At 62.6% G+C, this 20418-nt stretch carries 10 protein-coding genes; 7 read left to right on the forward strand and 3 right to left on the reverse strand.

Annotation, left to right across the window (positions count from 1 at the left end):
* Window positions 1-56: 56 nt before the first annotated feature.
* On the reverse strand, window positions 57-752 hold the full coding sequence (locus tag K5X80_RS03895) for a DUF899 domain-containing protein (protein WP_222559538.1): 696 nt from the start codon (window positions 750-752) through the stop codon (window positions 57-59).
* A gap of 23 nt (window positions 753-775) precedes the next feature.
* Complete coding sequence (locus K5X80_RS03900) at window positions 776-1006, reverse strand: hypothetical protein (RefSeq protein WP_222559539.1); 231 nt, start codon at window positions 1004-1006, stop codon at window positions 776-778.
* Between the two features lie 116 nt (window positions 1007-1122).
* On the opposite strand from K5X80_RS03900, the gene K5X80_RS03905 reads away from it, so the two are divergent.
* From K5X80_RS03905 to K5X80_RS03920, 4 genes are all read left to right on the forward strand, one after another.
* The gene (locus K5X80_RS03905; RefSeq protein WP_283249222.1) at window positions 1123-2307 is read left to right on the forward strand and encodes a winged helix-turn-helix domain-containing protein; all 1185 of its coding nucleotides are present in this window, start codon (window positions 1123-1125) and stop codon (window positions 2305-2307) included.
* Between the two features lie 55 nt (window positions 2308-2362).
* Complete coding sequence (locus K5X80_RS03910; RefSeq protein WP_222559541.1) at window positions 2363-3004, forward strand: Vgb family protein; 642 nt, start codon at window positions 2363-2365, stop codon at window positions 3002-3004.
* Window positions 3005-3207: 203 nt separating this feature from the next.
* Window positions 3208-4398 carry a chromate efflux transporter gene (gene chrA / locus K5X80_RS03915; protein ID WP_222559542.1) on the forward strand — a complete coding sequence of 397 codons (1191 nt, stop codon included), beginning with the start codon at window positions 3208-3210 and terminating at the stop codon, window positions 4396-4398.
* Window positions 4399-4558: 160 nt separating this feature from the next.
* Complete coding sequence (locus K5X80_RS03920; protein ID WP_222559543.1) at window positions 4559-6085, forward strand: tetratricopeptide repeat protein; 1527 nt, start codon at window positions 4559-4561, stop codon at window positions 6083-6085.
* Here the strand turns inward: K5X80_RS03920 and K5X80_RS03925 are convergent.
* Window positions 6082-6798 (reverse strand): cistern family PEP-CTERM protein, encoded by a 717-nt coding sequence (locus K5X80_RS03925; protein ID WP_222559544.1) that lies wholly within the window; start codon window positions 6796-6798, stop codon window positions 6082-6084. The genes K5X80_RS03920 and K5X80_RS03925 overlap by 4 nt on opposite strands.
* Window positions 6799-7991: 1193 nt before the next feature.
* Here K5X80_RS03925 and K5X80_RS03930 point away from each other — a divergent pair.
* Genes K5X80_RS03930 through K5X80_RS03940 form a run of 3 tightly spaced genes read left to right on the forward strand, consistent with a single transcriptional unit; the run spans window position 7992 to window position 20373 of the window.
* Window positions 7992-18230 carry a VCBS domain-containing protein gene (locus K5X80_RS03930; protein ID WP_222559545.1) on the forward strand — a complete coding sequence of 3413 codons (10239 nt, stop codon included), beginning with the start codon at window positions 7992-7994 and terminating at the stop codon, window positions 18228-18230.
* Between the two features lie 29 nt (window positions 18231-18259).
* Window positions 18260-18964 (forward strand): OmpA family protein, encoded by a 705-nt coding sequence (locus tag K5X80_RS03935; protein ID WP_222559546.1) that lies wholly within the window; start codon window positions 18260-18262, stop codon window positions 18962-18964.
* Between the two features lie 17 nt (window positions 18965-18981).
* Entirely contained in the window at window positions 18982-20373 is a 1392-nt protein-coding gene (locus tag K5X80_RS03940; RefSeq protein ID WP_222559547.1) for a TolC family protein, read from the forward strand.
* The last annotated feature ends 45 nt before the right edge of the window (window positions 20374-20418 follow it).

Here is a 20418-nt window from a genome sequence, read left to right on the forward strand (position 1 = left end):
ACTCGTGAACGCTGCCGCCCGTTCGGAGCCGTCTTCATGCAATTGAGCGATACAACTCAATACTCGTCGTGAAGCTTGATCCAGCTCATGGTGCCATCGGTTTCGTTCCGGCCCTTGGGTGTCAGATCGAGCCAGTTGAACGCGCCCATGAGTAGCTCAGTGCCGCGATGATAGGTCGAGTAGCTGTGGAAGATGTCGCCGCGCTCGTCTTTCACAAAAACGCTGAGGCCGAACATGTCGGAGGCGCGCTGGATCGTTGTCAGACCGAAGTTGTAGAGCGCACGTCCGGTCTCACGGTCCTCTTTTGTAAACGATACGCCGAAATCGTAGTTGAAGGCACTCTCGTCCGCACTCACCCAGGGAAAGGTCCAGCCCATCCGCGCCTTGACGGCCTGAATCTGTGCGATCGGTGCACGGGAAATGGCGGCAAAGCTGAGATCGGCATGTTCGAAATGCTGTCGGGCCGCATCGGCGTGATCCATTGTGTAGGAGCATCCTTCGCACAGGTGGTCCGAGCCCGGTGTCAACATGAAGTGATAGATCGCGAGCTGACTGCGACCCGCGAAAAGATCGCCTAAGGTGAGCGCGCCGTCCGGCCCCTGGAATACATAGGGCTTGTCGATCCGGACCCACGGCAATTGCCGCCGCTCGGCGCGCAATTCGTCAAGTGCATGGGTCATGGCGCGTTCCTTGTCGAACAGCGCTTTACGCGCGATCAGCCATTCGTCGCGGGATACTATCTGATGTTGCATGATCATTCTCCTCTGCTGGATGGTCAACCGCGGCCGGTAAGCTTCAGCCACGGCGGCAAGTGAAAAAGGCTCATAAGAACGTACATCACGATCATACCGTCGATCGGAAGCAGGCGAGCGCTCGCCGCGCAGAGTGCCGGTGGCGGCGCGTCAATTGTGGCGATCAGCGCCATCAGCGCGAATGTCGGCGACGCTGCCAGACCGAGCCAGTGGGCCTTGTCATGCGCCTTGTTTGCAATGCCCGTCATCGTCATGCTCCGCCTGTTCTTGAGTCGATCCGAAGCCTAAGGGACAGTGCCGGACGGGTGAGAGTTACAAGTGTGGCGGGATTTCGATGGACTCACTGATCACTGCAGCCGCCCGGTCGCTCATGGAAGGCGATCCACTCACTGCTCTGAAGCACGTCGCGCTGCGTGAGGATCCGCCGGCAGTCGCACTGCGCGGCACGGCGATGGCGCAACTGGGCGATCTGAACACTGCTAGACAACTCCTGCGCCGCGCCGCGCGCGGTTTCGGCCCGCGTGAAGCGACGGCCCGGGCGCGTTGCCGTGTCGCCGAGGCCGAGATTGCGCTGGTCCTGCGCGACATCAGCGAGCCAATGCACGATCTTGAGGATGCGCGGGCGACGCTGGGCCAACATGGCGACCGTGCCAATGAGGCGCATGCCGGCTATCTGCAGGCGCGGCGGCTTCTTCTAATCGGGCAGCTCGACCAAGCGCAGGCGATCCTCGAAGCGCTGGAGCCTGCCGCGCTCCCGCCTGCTTCGCGGGCCGGCGCATGGCTGGTTGCCGCCGGCATCGCAATCCGGCGGATCGAGGCGGAGCCCGCCCGAGCCGCGCTTGGCAAGGCGGCGCTGGCAGCCGAGCAGACTGGCATCGCAATGCTCGTGGCAGAGGTAGAGCGTGCGGTGCGGGCATTCGAGGCGCCAGCCGCGCGGTTGCTGACACGAAGCGAGGAGCGGCTGCTCGGGTTGGACGAGGTTGAGGCCCTGATCGCTTCGGACACGCTTGTTGTCGATGCGCTACGGGGCCTCGTCCGCGCAAACGGGGAAGTCGTTCCTCTGTCTCGCCGTCCGGTATTGTTCGCACTGGTACGCGCGCTTGCTGAGGCATGGCCCGGCGATGTTTCGCGCGAGCTTCTCCTCGCGCGTGCTTTCCGCGCACGCCAGGTGGATGAAACTCATCGCGCGCGTCTGCGCGTCGAAATCGGCCGGCTGCGATTCGAATTGGGCCCGCTCGCGAACGTGCTCGCAACGGAAAGCGGCTTCGTGCTTCAACCCAGCGGTGCGCGCCCTGTGGCCGTGCTGGCACCGCCGCAGGAGGACGAGCACGCCAATGTCCTCGCGCTGCTCGCCGATGGGGAGGCCTGGTCCAGTTCGGCGCTGGCGCTGGCGCTGGATGTCAGTTCGCGTACCATCCAGCGCGCGCTGAAAGAGCTTGCTTCGGCAGGCAAGGCCGATTCCTTCGGTCGGGGCCGCGCCTGCCGCTGGACGGTGCGTCAGGTGCCCGGTTTCCCGACAAGCTTGTTACTCCCGGCCCCGTTGCCGGCTGGTTAGCTTCCTCATCCTTAAAGGGTGACGATCCCCCTTTCATGGTAAAGGAGTACGCATTGTGAGACATTCCGCAGCCGAAATCCTTCGCGAGTACGGCCCCTTTCCCGGCCTGGAGAGCATCCACGGGGTCAGCTACGACGGTGAACGCGTCTGGTTTGCGTCCGGGGACCGGGTGAATGCACTTGATCCCGACAGTGGGACGATCACCGGCGCGATCGAGGTGCCTGCGCATGCGGGCACCGCCTTCGACGGCATGCATCTTTACCAGATCGCCGAGTCGGTGATCCGCAAGATCGACCGGGAAACCGGCGAAGTGCTCGCCATCATCCCAACGCCCGGCAGGGGTGGGGCTTCGGGCCTCGCCTGGGCGGAAGGATCGCTTTGGGTAGGGCAGCACCGCGACCGCAAAATTCATCAGATCGATCCAGAGACGGGCGCAGTGCTGCGCACTATCGTGTCCGATCGCTTCGTCACCGGTGTGAGCTGGGTCGACGGTGAGCTTTGGCACGGCACCTGGGAAGAGGATGCCAGCGACATCCGCCGCATAGATCCGGAGAACGGCGAGGTACTTCAACGCCTCGACATGCCTCCCGGAATCGGTGTTTCGGGCCTGGAGGCGGATGGTGGCGACCGTTTTTTCTGCGGCGGCGGCGCCAGTGGCAAGGTTCGGGTGGTGCGCCGGCCGGGGAAGATCGGCTGAGGGCCAGATCGATCTTCACGCGCTTTTCACGATTGCTTTTTTAGCGTTGGGGCAAACGCGATAGCCAGAATGTCGTGGCACGTCGTCATTGACGCGGCGTCTGTAATGCACGATAGCTTCCTCGCCGGGCATATGCGGACGCCCGATCAGACGGCACCCGTCCAAGTCCGCTCCATTCGCCGCGCTGCGGCCAAGGAGCGTTTATGGATTATATCGCCGCTAAAAGCCGTGTTCCGGCCATCAGTCTCTCCGCCCTTTTTCTCAAATTCCTGCGTTTCGGGTTTCTCGCCTTTGGCGGACCTGTGGCTCAGATCGCCATGCTGCGTCAGGCATTTGTGGAAGAAGAACAGTGGATTGACCGCTCACGGTTCAACAGGCTGCTCGCGGTGCTGCAGGTTCTGCCTGGACCTGAAGCCCATGAACTGTGCGTTCACTTTGGCATGATCGCCCGGGGCCGCATCGGCGGGCTTCTGGCAGGGTTGGGTTTCATGCTGCCCGGCCTGGTGCTGATGCTCCTCGCCGGGTGGATCTATGTCACCTGGATTGCGGGACACGCGCTATGGGGTGGGCCGCTTCTCGGCATCCAGATCGCCGTGCTTGCGATCATCCTGCGGGCGGTCTTCCGTATCGGCGAACATATCCTGATGGATCGGCTGACCTGGGCAATCGCGCTTGGTAGCGCGTTGGCGACAGTCACGGATACGCCATTTTGGGTGCCACTGGTCCTTGGCGGCGCGATCTACGCATTCGCGGGCAAGCCTTTGCTGTCCGCGGCGGTCGCTGCTGCAGGCGCAGGCTTAATCGTCTATTTCCACCTCGCCCCAAGCGAGCAGGTGGTGCTGATTAGCGCCCATGAGCCGTCGACCGTCCTTGCTCTCTTCATCGCTGGCCTGAAGGGCGGGCTGCTGACCTTTGGCGGCGCGTACACCGCAATTCCCTATGTCCGCGCTGACACCGTGGGGCGGGGCTGGTTGGGCGACGGAACTTTTCTGGATGGGATCGCGCTGGCGGGAATTTTGCCGGCCCCACTCGTGATCTTTGCCACTTTCGTCGGCTATGTCGCCGGTGGACTACCCGGTGCGCTCGCGATCACCGCAGGGATGTTCCTGCCCGCCTTCGCTTTCTCGCTCATATTCTATGAGCGGTTGGAGGCTATCGTGGATCATCCCGCGCTTCAGCGGGCGCTGGAGGGCATGGCGGCGGCCGTAGTGGGTATTATCGGCGCGACGTTGCTGCAATTGGGCGAGGCGGCCTGGCTCCGCATATCCGCGCCGATTTCGGTGGTGATCCTCTTCGCCCTCGCTTTGTTGGCGGCATGGCGCTTGAAGGGTGCGTGGGTGACACCGGCGATCCTTGCAACCGGTGCGATCTTCGGGGCAGTCGTTGCGCTTTGATCGATCTGCCACGCCCATCGATTTACAAAACGCCATGGATGGCTTCACCTGCGATCAGCCTATCCTACATGGATTGCCATGATCGGGGAAACGGACAGGTTTCCTGTCTAAGCAGGCTTTGGTTAGTGGAAAATTAGGGGAAGAAAGGTAGAGCTGCATCATGAAATGGATATATCTCATGCCTGCCCTGCTGGCTTCGGCATCCTGCAGCCCTTCGCCCGATGAACTGCTGACCAAAGCGAAAGAGGCTTATGCCGCCCACGACTATGCCGTGGCCCGGCTGCATCTGGCGGAGGCGGCTGAGGGAGCCCCTGGCAATCGCGAGATATCGCTCTTGCGCGCGAAGACAGCGTTGGCGTTGGGGGATGGCGAAGGGGCCAGTATCGCGCTTGCGACGCTGGCGGCCGGAAAGCCCCCGCAGGGGGAGTTGGCCGAACTGGCGGCGGAGGCCGCGCTTCTGCGCCAGACCCCGGCCCAAGCGAGGCAATTCGTTGCCGCCAGCCAGTCTGCTGAAGCCTTCCGGTTGCGCGCGCTTGCCTTCCTGCAAGAACGCAATCTCGATGGGGCGCGGGAGCAGTTCCGGCAGGCAGTGGCTGCGGGCGGCAATGCGCGCGCCTTTGCTGACTATGCCCGGTTCCAGCTTCTCGAAGGGGATATCGGCGCGGCGCTGGACATGAGCAATCGCGCGTTCAAGGCTGCGCCCGATGGGCTGGATTCGCTATTGGTCGGCGGGCAGGTGGCTGCGGTGCGGGGCGATCTCGGACTTGCGCTCAAGCGCTATGAGCAGGCGGCGAAAAGCTACCCCACCAGTGTTGCGGCCAAGATCGGTCAGGCGGGTATTCTTGGCGATCTGGGGCGAACCGCTGAAATGGAAACGCAGCTTGCCGAACTGACCAAAGCCGGTGTCAGAAACCCCGAATTGACTTATCTTCAGGTGCGCGCCGCCGCCGCGCGCAAGGACTGGGGCAAAGTGCGCACGCTGATGCAGGCGGCCGAAGCAGATTTGCCGCGTTATGACCGCGCCCGGCTGCTCTATGGCGAAGCCTTGCTTCATCTGGGGCAGGTGGAGCAGGCAATCGCGCAGATCGGACCGATCGCGCGGGTGCAACCCGGCAACCGGATGGCACAGAGATTGCTGGCGGAAGCGCAGTTGGCAGCGGGCGATGCAAAGGGGGCGTTTGCCACTTTCCGCCCGGTGGCCAAGAGCGTCGAAGCGCGGCCCGAAGAATTGCAGCTGATGGCGAAGATTGCCACGGCCGCCGGGGATGCATCCGCGGAAGAATATCGAAAGCGTGCTTCGCAGCCCGCGGTCCGGGCGCTCGCAGCCGATCTGGCCGAGGCGGACAGCGCCATGCGCCAGGGCAACTGGGCGAAGGCGGTGGTTGCTTACGATCGGATACTCGGCAACACCGATGGCCGGAATGTCGTGGTGCTTAACAATGCCGCCTATGCCCATCTGATGCTGGGCAACCATGACAAGGCTTTGGGCTTCGCCAAGCGTGCGGTGGAACAGGCGCCCGACAACCCTTCGGTGCTCGACACGATGGGCTGGGCGACATTCAAGGCTGGGAAGAATCCGGCTGAAGCGCAGCGTTTTCTGCGCAAGGCGGCGGAAATCGCGCCTCAGAACCGGACGATCGGGGCGCACCTTTCCGAAGTCGAGCGCGCCCTCAAGAATCGTGGTTAGGCGGCAGCCGTCGCCTTGCGCTTGCGCCGGGTCATCAGACCGAGAGCGATGAGCCCGCCACCGAGGAGGCCGAGCACGCCCGGTTCCGGCACTTCGCCGCCCGAGCTGGAGGAACTGGTCGAGCTGGTCAGGCTGCCGATGCCGCTGGCCGAGGACACATTGCCTGCGCCCGAGACCGACTGGTAACGCACGTAGAAATCACCCAGCGTGACGTTGGACAAGGCGTTGGCGAACGTGAGGATGAATGTCCCCGCACCGGTCAGGCCATCGGCGATGCCACCGCCGCCGCCGCCTGCGCAAGATCCGGTCGAGGCGTCCTTGAAGCACACGTCGATCGCGCCAATTCCGTTGGGGTAGCTGCTGCCCACCGTGGTATAGGCGAACGCACCGGTGGAGGAAGCCCCCGTGATATTCGGATCGGTGTTGAAACCGAACGATGAAATCCGCGAATTGACCGGGTCGCTGGTGGTGTTGGTGACGGAATAATCGAAGGTATACTGGTTCCCCGAAATCCCTGTCAGAGTGAACGTGGTCGACGCCGTCAACCCGTCGATCGACGGCGAGTTGGCGCCGGAGAACCCGTTGTAGTTGAACGTGTACGAATTGCCGATCGAGTTGGAATCGAGTGTGATCGTATCGGCATAGGCCGGCGCGCTGGCGATGAGCGCGCTCGCAGCGAGGGACGATAACAGAAGCTTGGCACGTAAATTCATAACGACCTCCCAGAAGTTATCTGTCTTAAAGCAACCTTCGTGCCAATTGCGATTTTCAGCCATTTCGGCTCAAATGGCGGCTTTTCTACGTACTGATGTGTAAAATATTGCGACACATGCCGCGACAACGAAACCTCGTTGCGCCCCCTCTGAGCGGAGCCGGGGGGACGCTTATTACGAGATGGGGAGAGGTTCGGCTGCAAGTGCCGGATCGTTCCGCATCTGCGAGGTTGAACTTACCCTCTCCCCTCGACGACTGTCGGCTTTGGGAGCACTGGTTCTAAAGCATCCGCCAGGCTACAAATCATCAGCTTATCAAAGGTAACTTATCGCCTGCCCATTATGCGCAGCGGAAAATCCGATCATCGATCAGCACCCTCCTCCAACACGATCGTCTATCAGATTTCAGTGGCGAGCCGGATGTTTGGTTTGCTTCCAACGAGCGGTCCAGTTGGACGAGAGATACTCGGTCGCGCTCATGAAGGTTCGGATATACGTCTCATGAGGGTAAGAATGTGTCCCGTTTAGGGAAGAACAGGCATCATAACTCTCTACGAACTGCCTTGGTGAGGGCGGGAAAAACTGCCTCGGACTGACCGTTATATGGCTGAAACGCGGATGGTCAGGTGCTGCTTCTTCATCGTGACGTGGGATATTTCTAATATTTTCAGGCAATTAAAAGGATTGGAAAATTTTGAAGCGGTAGATCGTCACGGTATAAATCGCGGAATAAAATTAATTGCCATGCTAACTTTCTGCCGTTCCCTGTTTCGAGTTGAAACACAATTTAACGATACAGGAGAAGCAAGAAATGTATTATTGAAAATATCATATAGTTAATAGGAATTAAAATTCTAAAGATAGGCAATTTAAATTTCAAGATATGTAATTTTTACGCATGTCAAGCGATTCGAAGGTGAAGATCGGGGTAAATCCGTATAGTTTCGTGTTTGTGTGAGTAGTTAACGAACTTGTAATGAAGAAGGCTCCCTGCTCTCTTATGCGCATCAAGTTCTGCGAGTCGTGAAAAGACAGCAGATTGTACTTGGATTGAAAGTGCATTGGGCTTGGGAGTCAGTGCTGACATAGCACTGTGACACGATGAACGATGTGTTCGGCCGTTGTTGTCCAGTCCTACGCCCCGCTTGAATTGGGTGCTTCACCCAGTTTCGAAATTTTTAGGGGCAGGCAAGATGGACAGCAACAAGTTCACTGTAACGGATGCTCAGAGCGCTCTGGACCAAGCTGCGGTGCAGTTGGCGGCCGATGGGCAGCATCTTGCGGGGGCAGGCAAGGGGAGCGGCCGGGCTGCTGTCGTCCTGACGGTATCTGCCGACAATATCGTTGTCCTGCCTGCTGGCGTTTCCCTCGATGATATGCGTGCGATTGGGCGCGATCTTGTGGTGGATGGCCCGGATGGGGTGCGGTATGTCATCCCCGGCGGGGCTGTCGATGTGCCGCAAATCGTGGTCGACGGGGTAACCATTCCGCCTTTGAACCTGGCGGCGTTGCTGATCGGTAACGAACCGCAGCCGGCGGCGGGGCGCCCGCAGAGTTCCGGCGGCAACTTCGCCGATCCCACCGGCCCGATCCAGGATGCTTATGCACTGGGCGATCTGCTGCCCTACACGGAATTGCAGTTCCCGAGACCGGAGCATGAAGAACTCTTTTTGCCCATCGATCGCGAGCCGACGACTGAGGTAAATTCGCTCGTCCAACTCGATGACGATGTCCTCCTGGGCGGCAATCCCGGCGGTGTCGGCGATGATGCGGACAGCGTGAATGCCACCGGCATTCTATCGGGTTCCGGCGGTGACGGCGATCTGACTTTCGCGCTGACCGGGGCTGTCCTGCCGGCGGATGGCGGTTTCGCGATTGCTTCGAACAATGGCCAGACGCTGGTCATCAGCCAGAATGGCGTAAATGTGCTGCAAGTGGTCGTCAATCCCGACACCGGCGCCTACACGATCACGCAACTGGCGCCGATCCAGCACCCGCAGGGGCAGGATGAAAACAATCTCGATGTGATCGTCACTTATACCGTCACCGATGCCGACGGCGACAGCGCGGCTGGCACGCTGCCGATCAATATCGACGATGATACGCCTGTGGCCACCGATGATGCGGCGAATCTTATCGCAGGAGGGCCGTCATCCGTGACCTTGGATGTCGATACGAACGATGCCCCTGGCGCGGATGGGACGGGGAGTCGTGTCTTCGACACTCTCGTGGGAGTCTACGGCACTCTGACGCTGAATGCGGATGGGACTCAGACTTATACGCTGAATGCCACTGGCCAAGTTGCGATCAATGCCTTGGCTGACGGAGCAACGCTGCAGGATGTGTTCCCCTATACGCTGATCGATGGCGATGGTGACGGCGACAGGGCAGTCCTGACCGTGACGCTGACCGGTGTGAATGATCCGCCTGTGGTGACGGTCGATCCGGGCAACCCGGTCGGCGCGAATGATATGGTTCTGGAATCGGGTCTTCCGACGGGCTCGACGGCGGGCACGGGGCATATTGCCACGGGCACGTTCACGCTGTCGGATCCCGATGGTCTGGCGACATTGCAGAGCGTGACGTTCAATGGCGGCAGCCCGGTTGCGATCGGCAGCCTGGTGGGCACGGTGATCCACGGCGCGTACGGCGATCTGGAGATTACCGGCTACAATGCGGGAACCGGGGTTGCGACCTACACCTATACGCTGACTTCGGCGACGGTGGACGGCCCGGGGACCGAGAGCGATGCGTTCACGCTGACGGTGTCTGACGGGGCGGCGTCTTCGGCTCCGGCGACGATCACGATTGAGATCGTCGATGATGTTCCGCATGCGGTGAACGACGGTCCGTATGTGGTGACGGAAGATGCGGCGCCGAATGTCGTGTCGGGCAATGTGCTGACGAACGACCTGCACCCCAACGGTCAGCCGGGCGCGGACGGCAAGGTTCCGGCAGTGACCTGGAGCGCGGGCGATGCGGCGGCGATCGCGGCGCTGAACACGTACGGCACGCTGGTGCAGAACGGTGACGGGACGTGGAGCTACACGCTGGACAACAGCCGTGCGGCGACGCAGGCGCTGGGCGCGGGGTTCAGCCAGGACTACGTGCTGCATTACACGATGCAGGACGGGGACAACGATCCTGCGGATGCGACGCTGACGATCACGGTCAAGGGGGCGGACGACAGCGCTTCGGTGGTGACGTCGGCCACGCTGCTGAACCCGGACAATACGGTCTACGAAGCGGGCCTGAACCCGAGTGGCTCGGAAGCGGCGACGAGCAAGGAAACGGACACGGGCAGCTTCACGGTCTCGGCCACGGACGGGATCAGCACGGTTGTGATCGGCGGGACGTCGTTCACGCTGGCGCAGGTCATGGCGTTCGGGACGACCAACGGAGTGGTCGATACGGGCGAAGGGACGCTGACGCTGACGGGCTATTCGGGGACGGGTTCCTCGGGGACGATCAGCTACAGCTACACGCTGAAAGCGACGATCGACAACGACACCAAGCCGGGTGCGACCGGTGACCACTTCGACGACAGCGTCACGCTGACGGTGAACGGGGCGGGCGGCACGAGCGCCAGCGACACGCTGGTGGTGCGGATCGTCGACGATGTGCCGCATGCGGTGAACGATGGTCCGTATGTGGTGACGGAAGATGCGGCGCCGAATGTCGTGTCGGGCAATGTGCTGACGAACGACCTGCACCCCAACGGTCAGCCGGGCGCGGACGGCAAGGTTCCGGCAGTGACCTGGAGCGCGGGCGATGCGGCGGCGATCGCGGCGCTGAACACGTACGGCACGCTGGTGCAGAACGGTGACGGGACGTGGAGCTACACGCTGGACAACAGCCGTGCGGCGACGCAGGCGCTGGGCGCGGGGTTCAGCCAGGACTACGTGCTGCATTACACGATGCAGGACGGGGACAACGATCCTGCGGATGCGACGCTGACGATCACGGTCAAGGGGGCGGACGACAGCGCTTCGGTGGTGACGTCGGCCACGCTGCTGAACCCGGACAATACGGTCTACGAAGCGGGCCTGAACCCGAGTGGCTCGGAAGCGGCGACGAGCAAGGAAACGGACACGGGCAGCTTCACGGTCTCGGCCACGGACGGGATCAGCACGGTTGTGATCGGCGGGACGTCGTTCACGCTGGCGCAGGTCATGGCGTTCGGGACGACCAACGGAGTGGTCGATACGGGCGAAGGGACGCTGACGCTGACGGGCTATTCGGGGACGGGTTCCTCGGGGACGATCAGCTACAGCTACACGCTGAAAGCGACGATCGACAACGACACCAAGCCGGGTGCGACCGGTGACCACTTCGACGACAGCGTCACGCTGACGGTGAACGGGGCGGGCGGCACGAGCGCCAGCGACACGCTGGTGGTGCGGATCGTCGACGATGTTCCGCATGCGGTGAACGACGGTCCGTATGTGGTGACGGAAGATGCGGCGCCGAATGTCGTGTCGGGCAATGTGCTGACGAACGACCTGCACCCCAACGGTCAGCCGGGCGCGGACGGCAAGGTTCCGGCAGTGACCTGGAGCGCGGGCGATGCGGCGGCGATCGCGGCGCTGAACACGTACGGCACGCTGGTGCAGAACGGTGACGGGACGTGGAGCTACACGCTGGACAACAGCCGTGCGGCGACGCAGGCGCTGGGCGCGGGGTTCAGCCAGGACTACGTGCTGCATTACACGATGCAGGACGGGGACAACGATCCTGCGGATGCGACGCTGACGATCACGGTCAAGGGGGCGGACGACAGCGCTTCGGTGGTGACGTCGGCCACGCTGCTGAACCCGGACAATACGGTCTACGAAGCGGGCCTGAACCCGAGTGGCTCGGAAGCGGCGACGAGCAAGGAAACGGACACGGGCAGCTTCACGGTCTCGGCCACGGACGGGATCAGCACGGTTGTGATCGGCGGGACGTCGTTCACGCTGGCGCAGGTCATGGCGTTCGGGACGACCAACGGAGTGGTCGATACGGGCGAAGGGACGCTGACGCTGACGGGCTATTCGGGGACGGGTTCCTCGGGGACGATCAGCTACAGCTACACGCTGAAAGCGACGATCGACAACGACACCAAGCCGGGTGCGACCGGTGACCACTTCGACGACAGCGTCACGCTGACGGTGAACGGGGCGGGCGGCACGAGCGCCAGCGACACGCTGGTGGTGCGGATCGTCGACGATGTTCCGCATGCGGTGAACGACGGTCCGTATGTGGTGACGGAAGATGCGGCGCCGAATGTCGTGTCGGGCAATGTGCTGACGAACGACCTGCACCCCAACGGTCAGCCGGGCGCGGACGGCAAGGTTCCGGCAGTGACCTGGAGCGCGGGCGATGCGGCGGCGATCGCGGCGCTGAACACGTACGGCACGCTGGTGCAGAACGGTGACGGGACGTGGAGCTACACGCTGGACAACAGCCGTGCGGCGACGCAGGCGCTGGGCGCGGGGTTCAGCCAGGACTACGTGCTGCATTACACGATGCAGGACGGGGACAACGATCCTGCGGATGCGACGCTGACGATCACGGTCAAGGGGGCGGACGACAGCGCTTCGGTGGTGACGTCGGCCACGCTGCTGAACCCGGACAATACGGTCTACGAAGCGGGCCTGAACCCGAGTGGCTCGGAAGCGGCGACGAGCAAGGAAACGGACACGGGCAGCTTCACGGTCTCGGCCACGGACGGGATCAGCACGGTTGTGATCGGCGGGACGTCGTTCACGCTGGCGCAGGTCATGGCGTTCGGGACGACCAACGGAGTGGTCGATACGGGCGAAGGGACGCTGACGCTGACGGGCTATTCGGGGACGGGTTCCTCGGGGACGATCAGCTACAGCTACACGCTGAAAGCGACGATCGACAACGACACCAAGCCGGGTGCGACCGGTGACCACTTCGACGACAGCGTCACGCTGACGGTGAACGGGGCGGGCGGCACGAGCGCCAGCGACACGCTGGTGGTGCGGATCGTCGACGATGTTCCGCATGCGGTGAACGACGGTCCGTATGTGGTGACGGAAGATGCGGCGCCGAATGTCGTGTCGGGCAATGTGCTGACGAACGACCTGCACCCCAACGGTCAGCCGGGCGCGGACGGCAAGGTTCCGGCAGTGACCTGGAGCGCGGGCGATGCGGCGGCGATCGCGGCGCTGAACACGTACGGCACGCTGGTGCAGAACGGTGACGGGACGTGGAGCTACACGCTGGACAACAGCCGTGCGGCGACGCAGGCGCTGGGCGCGGGGTTCAGCCAGGACTACGTGCTGCATTACACGATGCAGGACGGGGACAACGATCCTGCGGATGCGACGCTGACGATCACGGTCAAGGGGGCGGACGACAGCGCTTCGGTGGTGACGTCGGCCACGCTGCTGAACCCGGACAATACGGTCTACGAAGCGGGCCTGAACCCGAGTGGCTCGGAAGCGGCGACGAGCAAGGAAACGGACACGGGCAGCTTCACGGTCTCGGCCACGGACGGGATCAGCACGGTTGTGATCGGCGGGACGTCGTTCACGCTGGCGCAGGTCATGGCGTTCGGGACGACCAACGGAGTGGTCGATACGGGCGAAGGGACGCTGACGCTGACGGGCTATTCGGGGACGGGTTCCTCGGGGACGATCAGCTACAGCTACACGCTGAAAGCGACGATCGACAACGACACCAAGCCGGGTGCGACCGGTGACCACTTCGACGACAGCGTCACGCTGACGGTGAACGGGGCGGGCGGCACGAGCGCCAGCGACACGCTGGTGGTGCGGATCGTCGACGATGTTCCGCATGCGGTGAACGACGGTCCGTATGTGGTGACGGAAGATGCGGCGCCGAATGTCGTGTCGGGCAATGTGCTGACGAACGACCTGCACCCCAACGGTCAGCCGGGCGCGGACGGCAAGGTTCCGGCAGTGACCTGGAGCGCGGGCGATGCGGCGGCGATCGCGGCGCTGAACACGTACGGCACGCTGGTGCAGAACGGTGACGGGACGTGGAGCTACACGCTGGACAACAGCCGTGCGGCGACGCAGGCGCTGGGCGCGGGGTTCAGCCAGGACTACGTGCTGCATTACACGATGCAGGACGGGGACAACGATCCTGCGGATGCGACGCTGACGATCACGGTCAAGGGGGCGGACGACAGCGCTTCGGTGGTGACGTCGGCCACGCTGCTGAACCCGGACAATACGGTCTACGAAGCGGGCCTGAACCCGAGTGGCTCGGAAGCGGCGACGAGCAAGGAAACGGACACGGGCAGCTTCACGGTCTCGGCCACGGACGGGATCAGCACGGTTGTGATCGGCGGGACGTCGTTCACGCTGGCGCAGGTCATGGCGTTCGGGACGACCAACGGAGTGGTCGATACGGGCGAAGGGACGCTGACGCTGACGGGCTATTCGGGGACGGGTTCCTCGGGGACGATCAGCTACAGCTACACGCTGAAAGCGACGATCGACAACGACACCAAGCCGGGTGCGACCGGTGACCACTTCGACGACAGCGTCACGCTGACGGTGAACGGGGCGGGCGGCACGAGCGCCAGCGACACGCTGGTGGTGCGGATCGTCGACGATGTGCCGCATGCGGTGAACGATGGTCCGTATGTGGTGACGGAAGATGCGGCGCCGAATGTCGTGTCGGGCAATGTGCTGACGAACGACCTGCACCCCAACGGTCAGCCGGGCGCGGACGGCAAGGTTCCGGCAGTGACCTGGAGCGCGGGCGATGCGGCGGCGATCGCGGCGCTGAACACGTACGGCACGCTGGTGCAGAACGGTGACGGGACGTGGAGCTACACGCTGGACAACAGCCGTGCGGCGACGCAGGCGCTGGGCGCGGGGTTCAGCCAGGACTACGTGCTGCATTACACGATGCAGGACGGGGACAACGATCCTGCGGATGCGACGCTGACGATCACGGTCAAGGGGGCGGACGACAGCGCTTCGGTGGTGACGTCGGCCACGCTGCTGAACCCGGACAATACGGTCTACGAAGCGGGCCTGAACCCGAGTGGCTCGGAAGCGGCGACGAGCAAGGAAACGGACACGGGCAGCTTCACGGTCTCGGCCACGGACGGGATCAGCACGGTTGTGATCGGCGGGACGTCGTTCACGCTGGCGCAGGTCATGGCGTTCGGGACGACCAACGGAGTGGTCGATACGGGCGAAGGGACGCTGACGCTGACGGGCTATTCGGGGACGGGTTCCTCGGGGACGATCAGCTACAGCTACACGCTGAAAGCGACGATCGACAACGACACCAAGCCGGGTGCGACCGGTGACCACTTCGACGACAGCGTCACGCTGACGGTGAACGGGGCGGGCGGCACGAGCGCCAGCGACACGCTGGTGGTGCGGATCGTCGACGATGTGCCGCATGCGGTGAACGACGGTCCGTATGTGGTGACGGAAGATGCGGCGCCGAATGTCGTGTCGGGCAATGTGCTGACGAACGACCTGCACCCCAACGGTCAGCCGGGCGCGGACGGCAAGGTTCCGGCAGTGACCTGGAGCGCGGGCGATGCGGCGGCGATCGCGGCGCTGAACACGTACGGCACGCTGGTGCAGAACGGTGACGGGACGTGGAGCTACACGCTGGACAACAGCCGTGCGGCGACGCAGGCGCTGGGCGCGGGGTTCAGCCAGGACTACGTGCTGCATTACACGATGCAGGACGGGGACAACGATCCTGCGGATGCGACGCTGACGATCACGGTCAAGGGGGCGGACGACAGCGCTTCGGTGGTGACGTCGGCCACGCTGCTGAACCCGGACAATACGGTCTACGAAGCGGGCCTGAACCCGAGTGGCTCGGAAGCGGCGACGAGCAAGGAAACGGACACGGGCAGCTTCACGGTCTCGGCCACGGACGGGATCAGCACGGTTGTGATCGGCGGGACGTCGTTCACGCTGGCGCAGGTCATGGCGTTCGGGACGACCAACGGAGTGGTCGATACGGGCGAAGGGACGCTGACGCTGACGGGCTATTCGGGGACGGGTTCCTCGGGGACGATCAGCTACAGCTACACGCTGAAAGCGACGATCGACAACGACACCAAGCCGGGTGCGACCGGTGACCACTTCGACGACAGCGTCACGCTGACGGTGAACGGGGCGGGCGGCACGAGCGCCAGCGACACGCTGGTGGTGCGGATCGTCGATGATGTTCCGAGTCTCGGCCCCATTCAGGATGGCACCGCGAACAACAATCCTGCATCCACAGTAACGACTGGAACGCTACATCTCGTAGGTGGCGCCGATGGCGTAGGCACAGGGATGGTGATCCAATACGACACGACCAACGTTACCTCTGGAGGACAGGCGCTCCATACCACGCAGGTTGGGAATGTTCTGTACGCCTACACGGGCAGCGGGGGTATCGGTGGCGATGGCATTCCGACCACGGGTCTGGTGTTCTTGCTCACGGTTAATCCCGGCACTGACCAATACACATTCGATTTGCGCGCCCCGCTCGATGGAACCGTTACGCCGGTGGAGATCGGTAGCGGAAGCGCATTCGGATCCGGCCCGAGCAATAGTATCGTTGTTGCCGACGGCGGGCATAATCTTGTTTTTGTGACTGGTTGGAGACCGACTGGCGGCTTTACCAGCGGGGAGGAAAGCGCCTGGTTGAATGGTGGAACTCCCACCATGAGCCAACAAAGCAATATCAATGGCTCCACCAATGGCTGGGGGCTCGGCAACAACAATTTCGATGCGACGCCGCAAGGTTCCGATGGCGGAGAGTTTCTGCGCTTCGATTTTGGAGCGTTGAACGATTATGATGGAGCGGGCGGTTATACACCACCTGCCGGCCAGACGATTTCGAACGCAACATATGTCAAGTTCTCATTTTTCAACTTTGACGTTGGCGACAAAATCGAATTCGTTGCGCACTATACCGATGGGACGACTGAATCTTTTGTCTTTGACAACCCTGCGGATCCACGCCTGGTAACCAATGGGAATGAAAAGATTTTCACGGTTTCGGCCCCGGCAGGGGCGGAGCTTGCTTGGGTTGACGCCTATGAAGCGGCCGGATCAATCAAGCTCAATCTCAAGGAAATTGGCGTTCGTACAGAAAATGTCGATGCCAATCTCAACTTCACCGTAACGATACCGGATGGTGATAACGATACCGCGCAGGATAGCTTCACAATCCATGTCGCAGATGGACTGACGCCATCCAGTGCGGTTCCCATCGTGCTCGATCTCGATGGCGACGGTGTCGAGTTCAGTTCGCTGGCTGCCGGGGTGCACCATGATTACAACGGCGACGGACTGCTGGAAGCCACGGCATGGGTCGGTGCGGACGATGGGATCCTTGCCTTTGACGCCAATGGCGACGGCAAAGTCAGCGGTTCCGGTGAATTCGTGTTCGGTGGCAATGGGCTGACGGATCTTGAGGCACTGGCCGCCAACTTCGACAGCAATGGCGACGGCGTGCTGAACGCACAGGACGCCGGGTGGGCCAAATTCGGCGTGTGGCAGGATGCGAACCAGAACGGGGCCGCCGATGACGGCGAGTTCCATCTGTTGAGCGAACTGGGCATCACCGGGATCACGCTCACGTCCGATGGCAAGGCCTATGCCGCCGCGGATGGTGACGTGCACGTTTTCGGCACCGGCTCTTATACCAAGAGTGACGGTTCGAGCGGGATGCTGGCCGATGCGGCCTTCGCCACGCGGCAGACCGAAATGGCGGTGATTGCCGCCACGGCCGGAGCCGTGCTGGTCGATGCATCGGATGAGACGCCGCTCGTTCCCGGTGCACCGGAACCGGAAGAACCGCAGAACGGCGTGACCGAACCCGTGGCTGAAACGCAAAGCATCGCAGGCGAAAACGCGGATGCGCCGCAAGACGCGCCCGCCGCTACTCTGCTGGCGGACAATGCACAGGATACGGCGTCCGATGCGCCGGAATCCGGCTTCGCTTCGGCGGATGACGATGCGCCCGCGCAAATCGCTGCGGCGGAGGGCAGCGGCGACGATGATGCAGCTTCCGTGGCCGCGAACGATGACGATGGGGGCGATAGCAGCGCCTTTGCCGATGCCGGCCATGCCGATGCGCACCAGCCGGGCGATGAAGCGCTGATGGACAGTCTGCTGCTGCTCGCGGCGAACGATACCGGCGAAAAGGCGCCGCCGACGCCGGAAGAAGTGATCGATGCGGTCAAAGGCGCGGTGGATGAAGTCGTCCAGCAGGCGAGTGTCGATCATCTCCTCGACGGGATGCTCGGCGATGCCGGCCCGCATCCGGCCGCGGCGGAAGCTGGCCATGGCACTGAAACCGCACTGGCCGGGCTGCTCGATCAGGGAACCGGAGGCAACGCCTTCCTGTTCGCAGGCGCTGACCAGACACCGATCAACGACGATCTCCATGCGATGGCGGCGGCTGCGGCTCAAGCGTGAGGTAAAGCTTAACCACAAGGGGCAATCTTATGAAAGGCAAAGGACACAGGTGGTTGTGGGGAGCGATTGCGGTCCTGGGCGCTGTTCCATCGGTGGCCATGGCCCAGTCCGCTGGCGCGGATCTGCTGGCGTTGAACGGAGACCAGCTCCGGGGCGAACTGCAGACGCGCTATGACAGTGCTCTCGCCGCAACGACGGATCGCGCCGTGGTTGCAGCCAACGACACACGATACATTTGGGCTTCGGAAGCGAAAGTCCAATGTGGCATTGCCATAGGCTATATGAAATCGTCGACCAAGGACGAGACCAGCATCCGCAAATGCGGCGATGCCTATGCGCGTTACAATCAGGCGTCGGCACCGCCGCCGATGGCGGTTGCGCCGCCGAATGCGGCCTGTGGCAACAAGCTGGCCGGGGTGGTGTTCTTCGATTTCGATTCCGCCATCCCTCCGGCTGAAGCCGGGCAGACGGTCGATGCGGTCGTCAGCGCGGCATCCCTATGCGCTTGGCGTGGCTTGGCGGTTGCCGGACACACGGACCGGGCAGGCAGCGACGCTTACAACGATGCGCTTTCGCTTCGCAGGGCACAGGCGATTGCCGACCTGATGCAGGCCAAGGGCATTAATTCCAGCATGGTCACGGTCAGCGCACATGGCGAGGCCGAACCCAGAGTCCCGACCCCCGACGGCGAACGCAATCCGCAGAACCGTCGCGTGGAAATCGCAGTGATCTGAGAGGAACGGGGGCAATTATGGACAAGAGTAAACTCGTAAGCCTCGCCGCGGCAGCATTGTTGTGCGGCGTTTCCGCCCCGGCGCTGGGGCAGGCTGTTTCGATGCGCGACGCGATTGCCGTCGCGATGGACTCCAACCCGGATATCATCCAGGCACAGATGAACACCGAAGCTATTCAGGCAGAGCGCAAACAGGCCCAGGGCCTGTTTGCCCCGCGCGTGACACTGGATGCTTCGGCCGGTGCGCGGCGTCTGGAAAACACCACCCGGCGGAGGCTGGGGATCGCGGACGACTGGCTCTATCCGCTGGAAGCCAGCCTGAATGCGGAATGGGTGGCGGTCGATTTCGGGCGTCGGCGCGGCGAACTGCTGCGCCAGGCGGCACGGGTCGACGGTGCCTCGTTGCGGGTGCTGGAACGTTCGCAGTTCGTTGCCCTGCAGATTGCGCGGCAATATCTCGACATTCTCTTGCAGCAGCGCATCCTGGCGGCTTCGCAGGACAACAGCGCCTTCCATCGCTCGCTGGTGGGGGATTTGTCCGAAGGCGTGCGCCAGGGCTCGATCAGCATCGCCGATCAGCAACAGGCCGAAGAACGCCTGCAGGCGGCGCTCGTGCGGGAGCAGGAAGCGGCTGAAGCGCTGCGGAACGCCAAGATTTCCCTACGGGCGCTGACCGGCCTCGATATTGAGCAGGTTGCTCTTCCGGATGCTCTGACGTCGGCTTTGCCGGCCAACGAGGCGGAAGCCGTCAACCTGGTGCGGACGCAGAATCCGAAAGTGCTTGAGGCGGTGGCGGATGTCGATGCCACCAATGCTCTAGTCAAAGCAGCCAAGGGCGACCTCTATCCTGAAATCGGGGTCAACGTGCAGGGCCGCGTCGGGGAAGATATCGACGGCTTCAAAGGCAATGCCAACGATGTTCAGGCCCGCGTCTTCCTGCGGTGGGATATCTTCGATGGCGGGATCAACCGGGCCAAGGTGCAGGAAATGGTGCGTCGGGCCAGCGAAGCCCGCTATCGCCTGCATCAGGTCGAGCGCGATGCCGAACAGGATGTGCGCACTGCCTGGAACGCCATGGAAAGCCAGACGGCAATCGTCCGGGCTCTGGAAAAGCAGGGGCACGTAACGGATGACCTGCTGCTGTCCTATCGCAGCCAGTTCAATGTGGGGCGGCGTTCGCTGCTCGACGTGCTGGATGCGCAGAACACCCGCTACAACGTGCAGGTTCGTCTGGAAACGTCGCGGTTCTCCCAGATGTTCGCGCAGTATCAGACGTTGGCCACGACCAATCTCTTCATCGGTGCGCTGAATGTCTCGCCGGGTGCCGGTGCGGGAATGAAGGAGCGTGAACGGTTCCATTATGGGCCACCCGTTCCCGCGGAACTTTATCGCCGGGTCTATCCCAAATAACGTCTCGCCCAAGTATCCCCGGCCCGGCCTCGAAGAAAGCTGACA

The sequence above is a fragment of the Caenibius sp. WL genome, assembly GCF_019803445.1.
In the GTDB taxonomy this organism is placed as follows: Bacteria; Pseudomonadota; Alphaproteobacteria; order Sphingomonadales; family Sphingomonadaceae; genus Caenibius.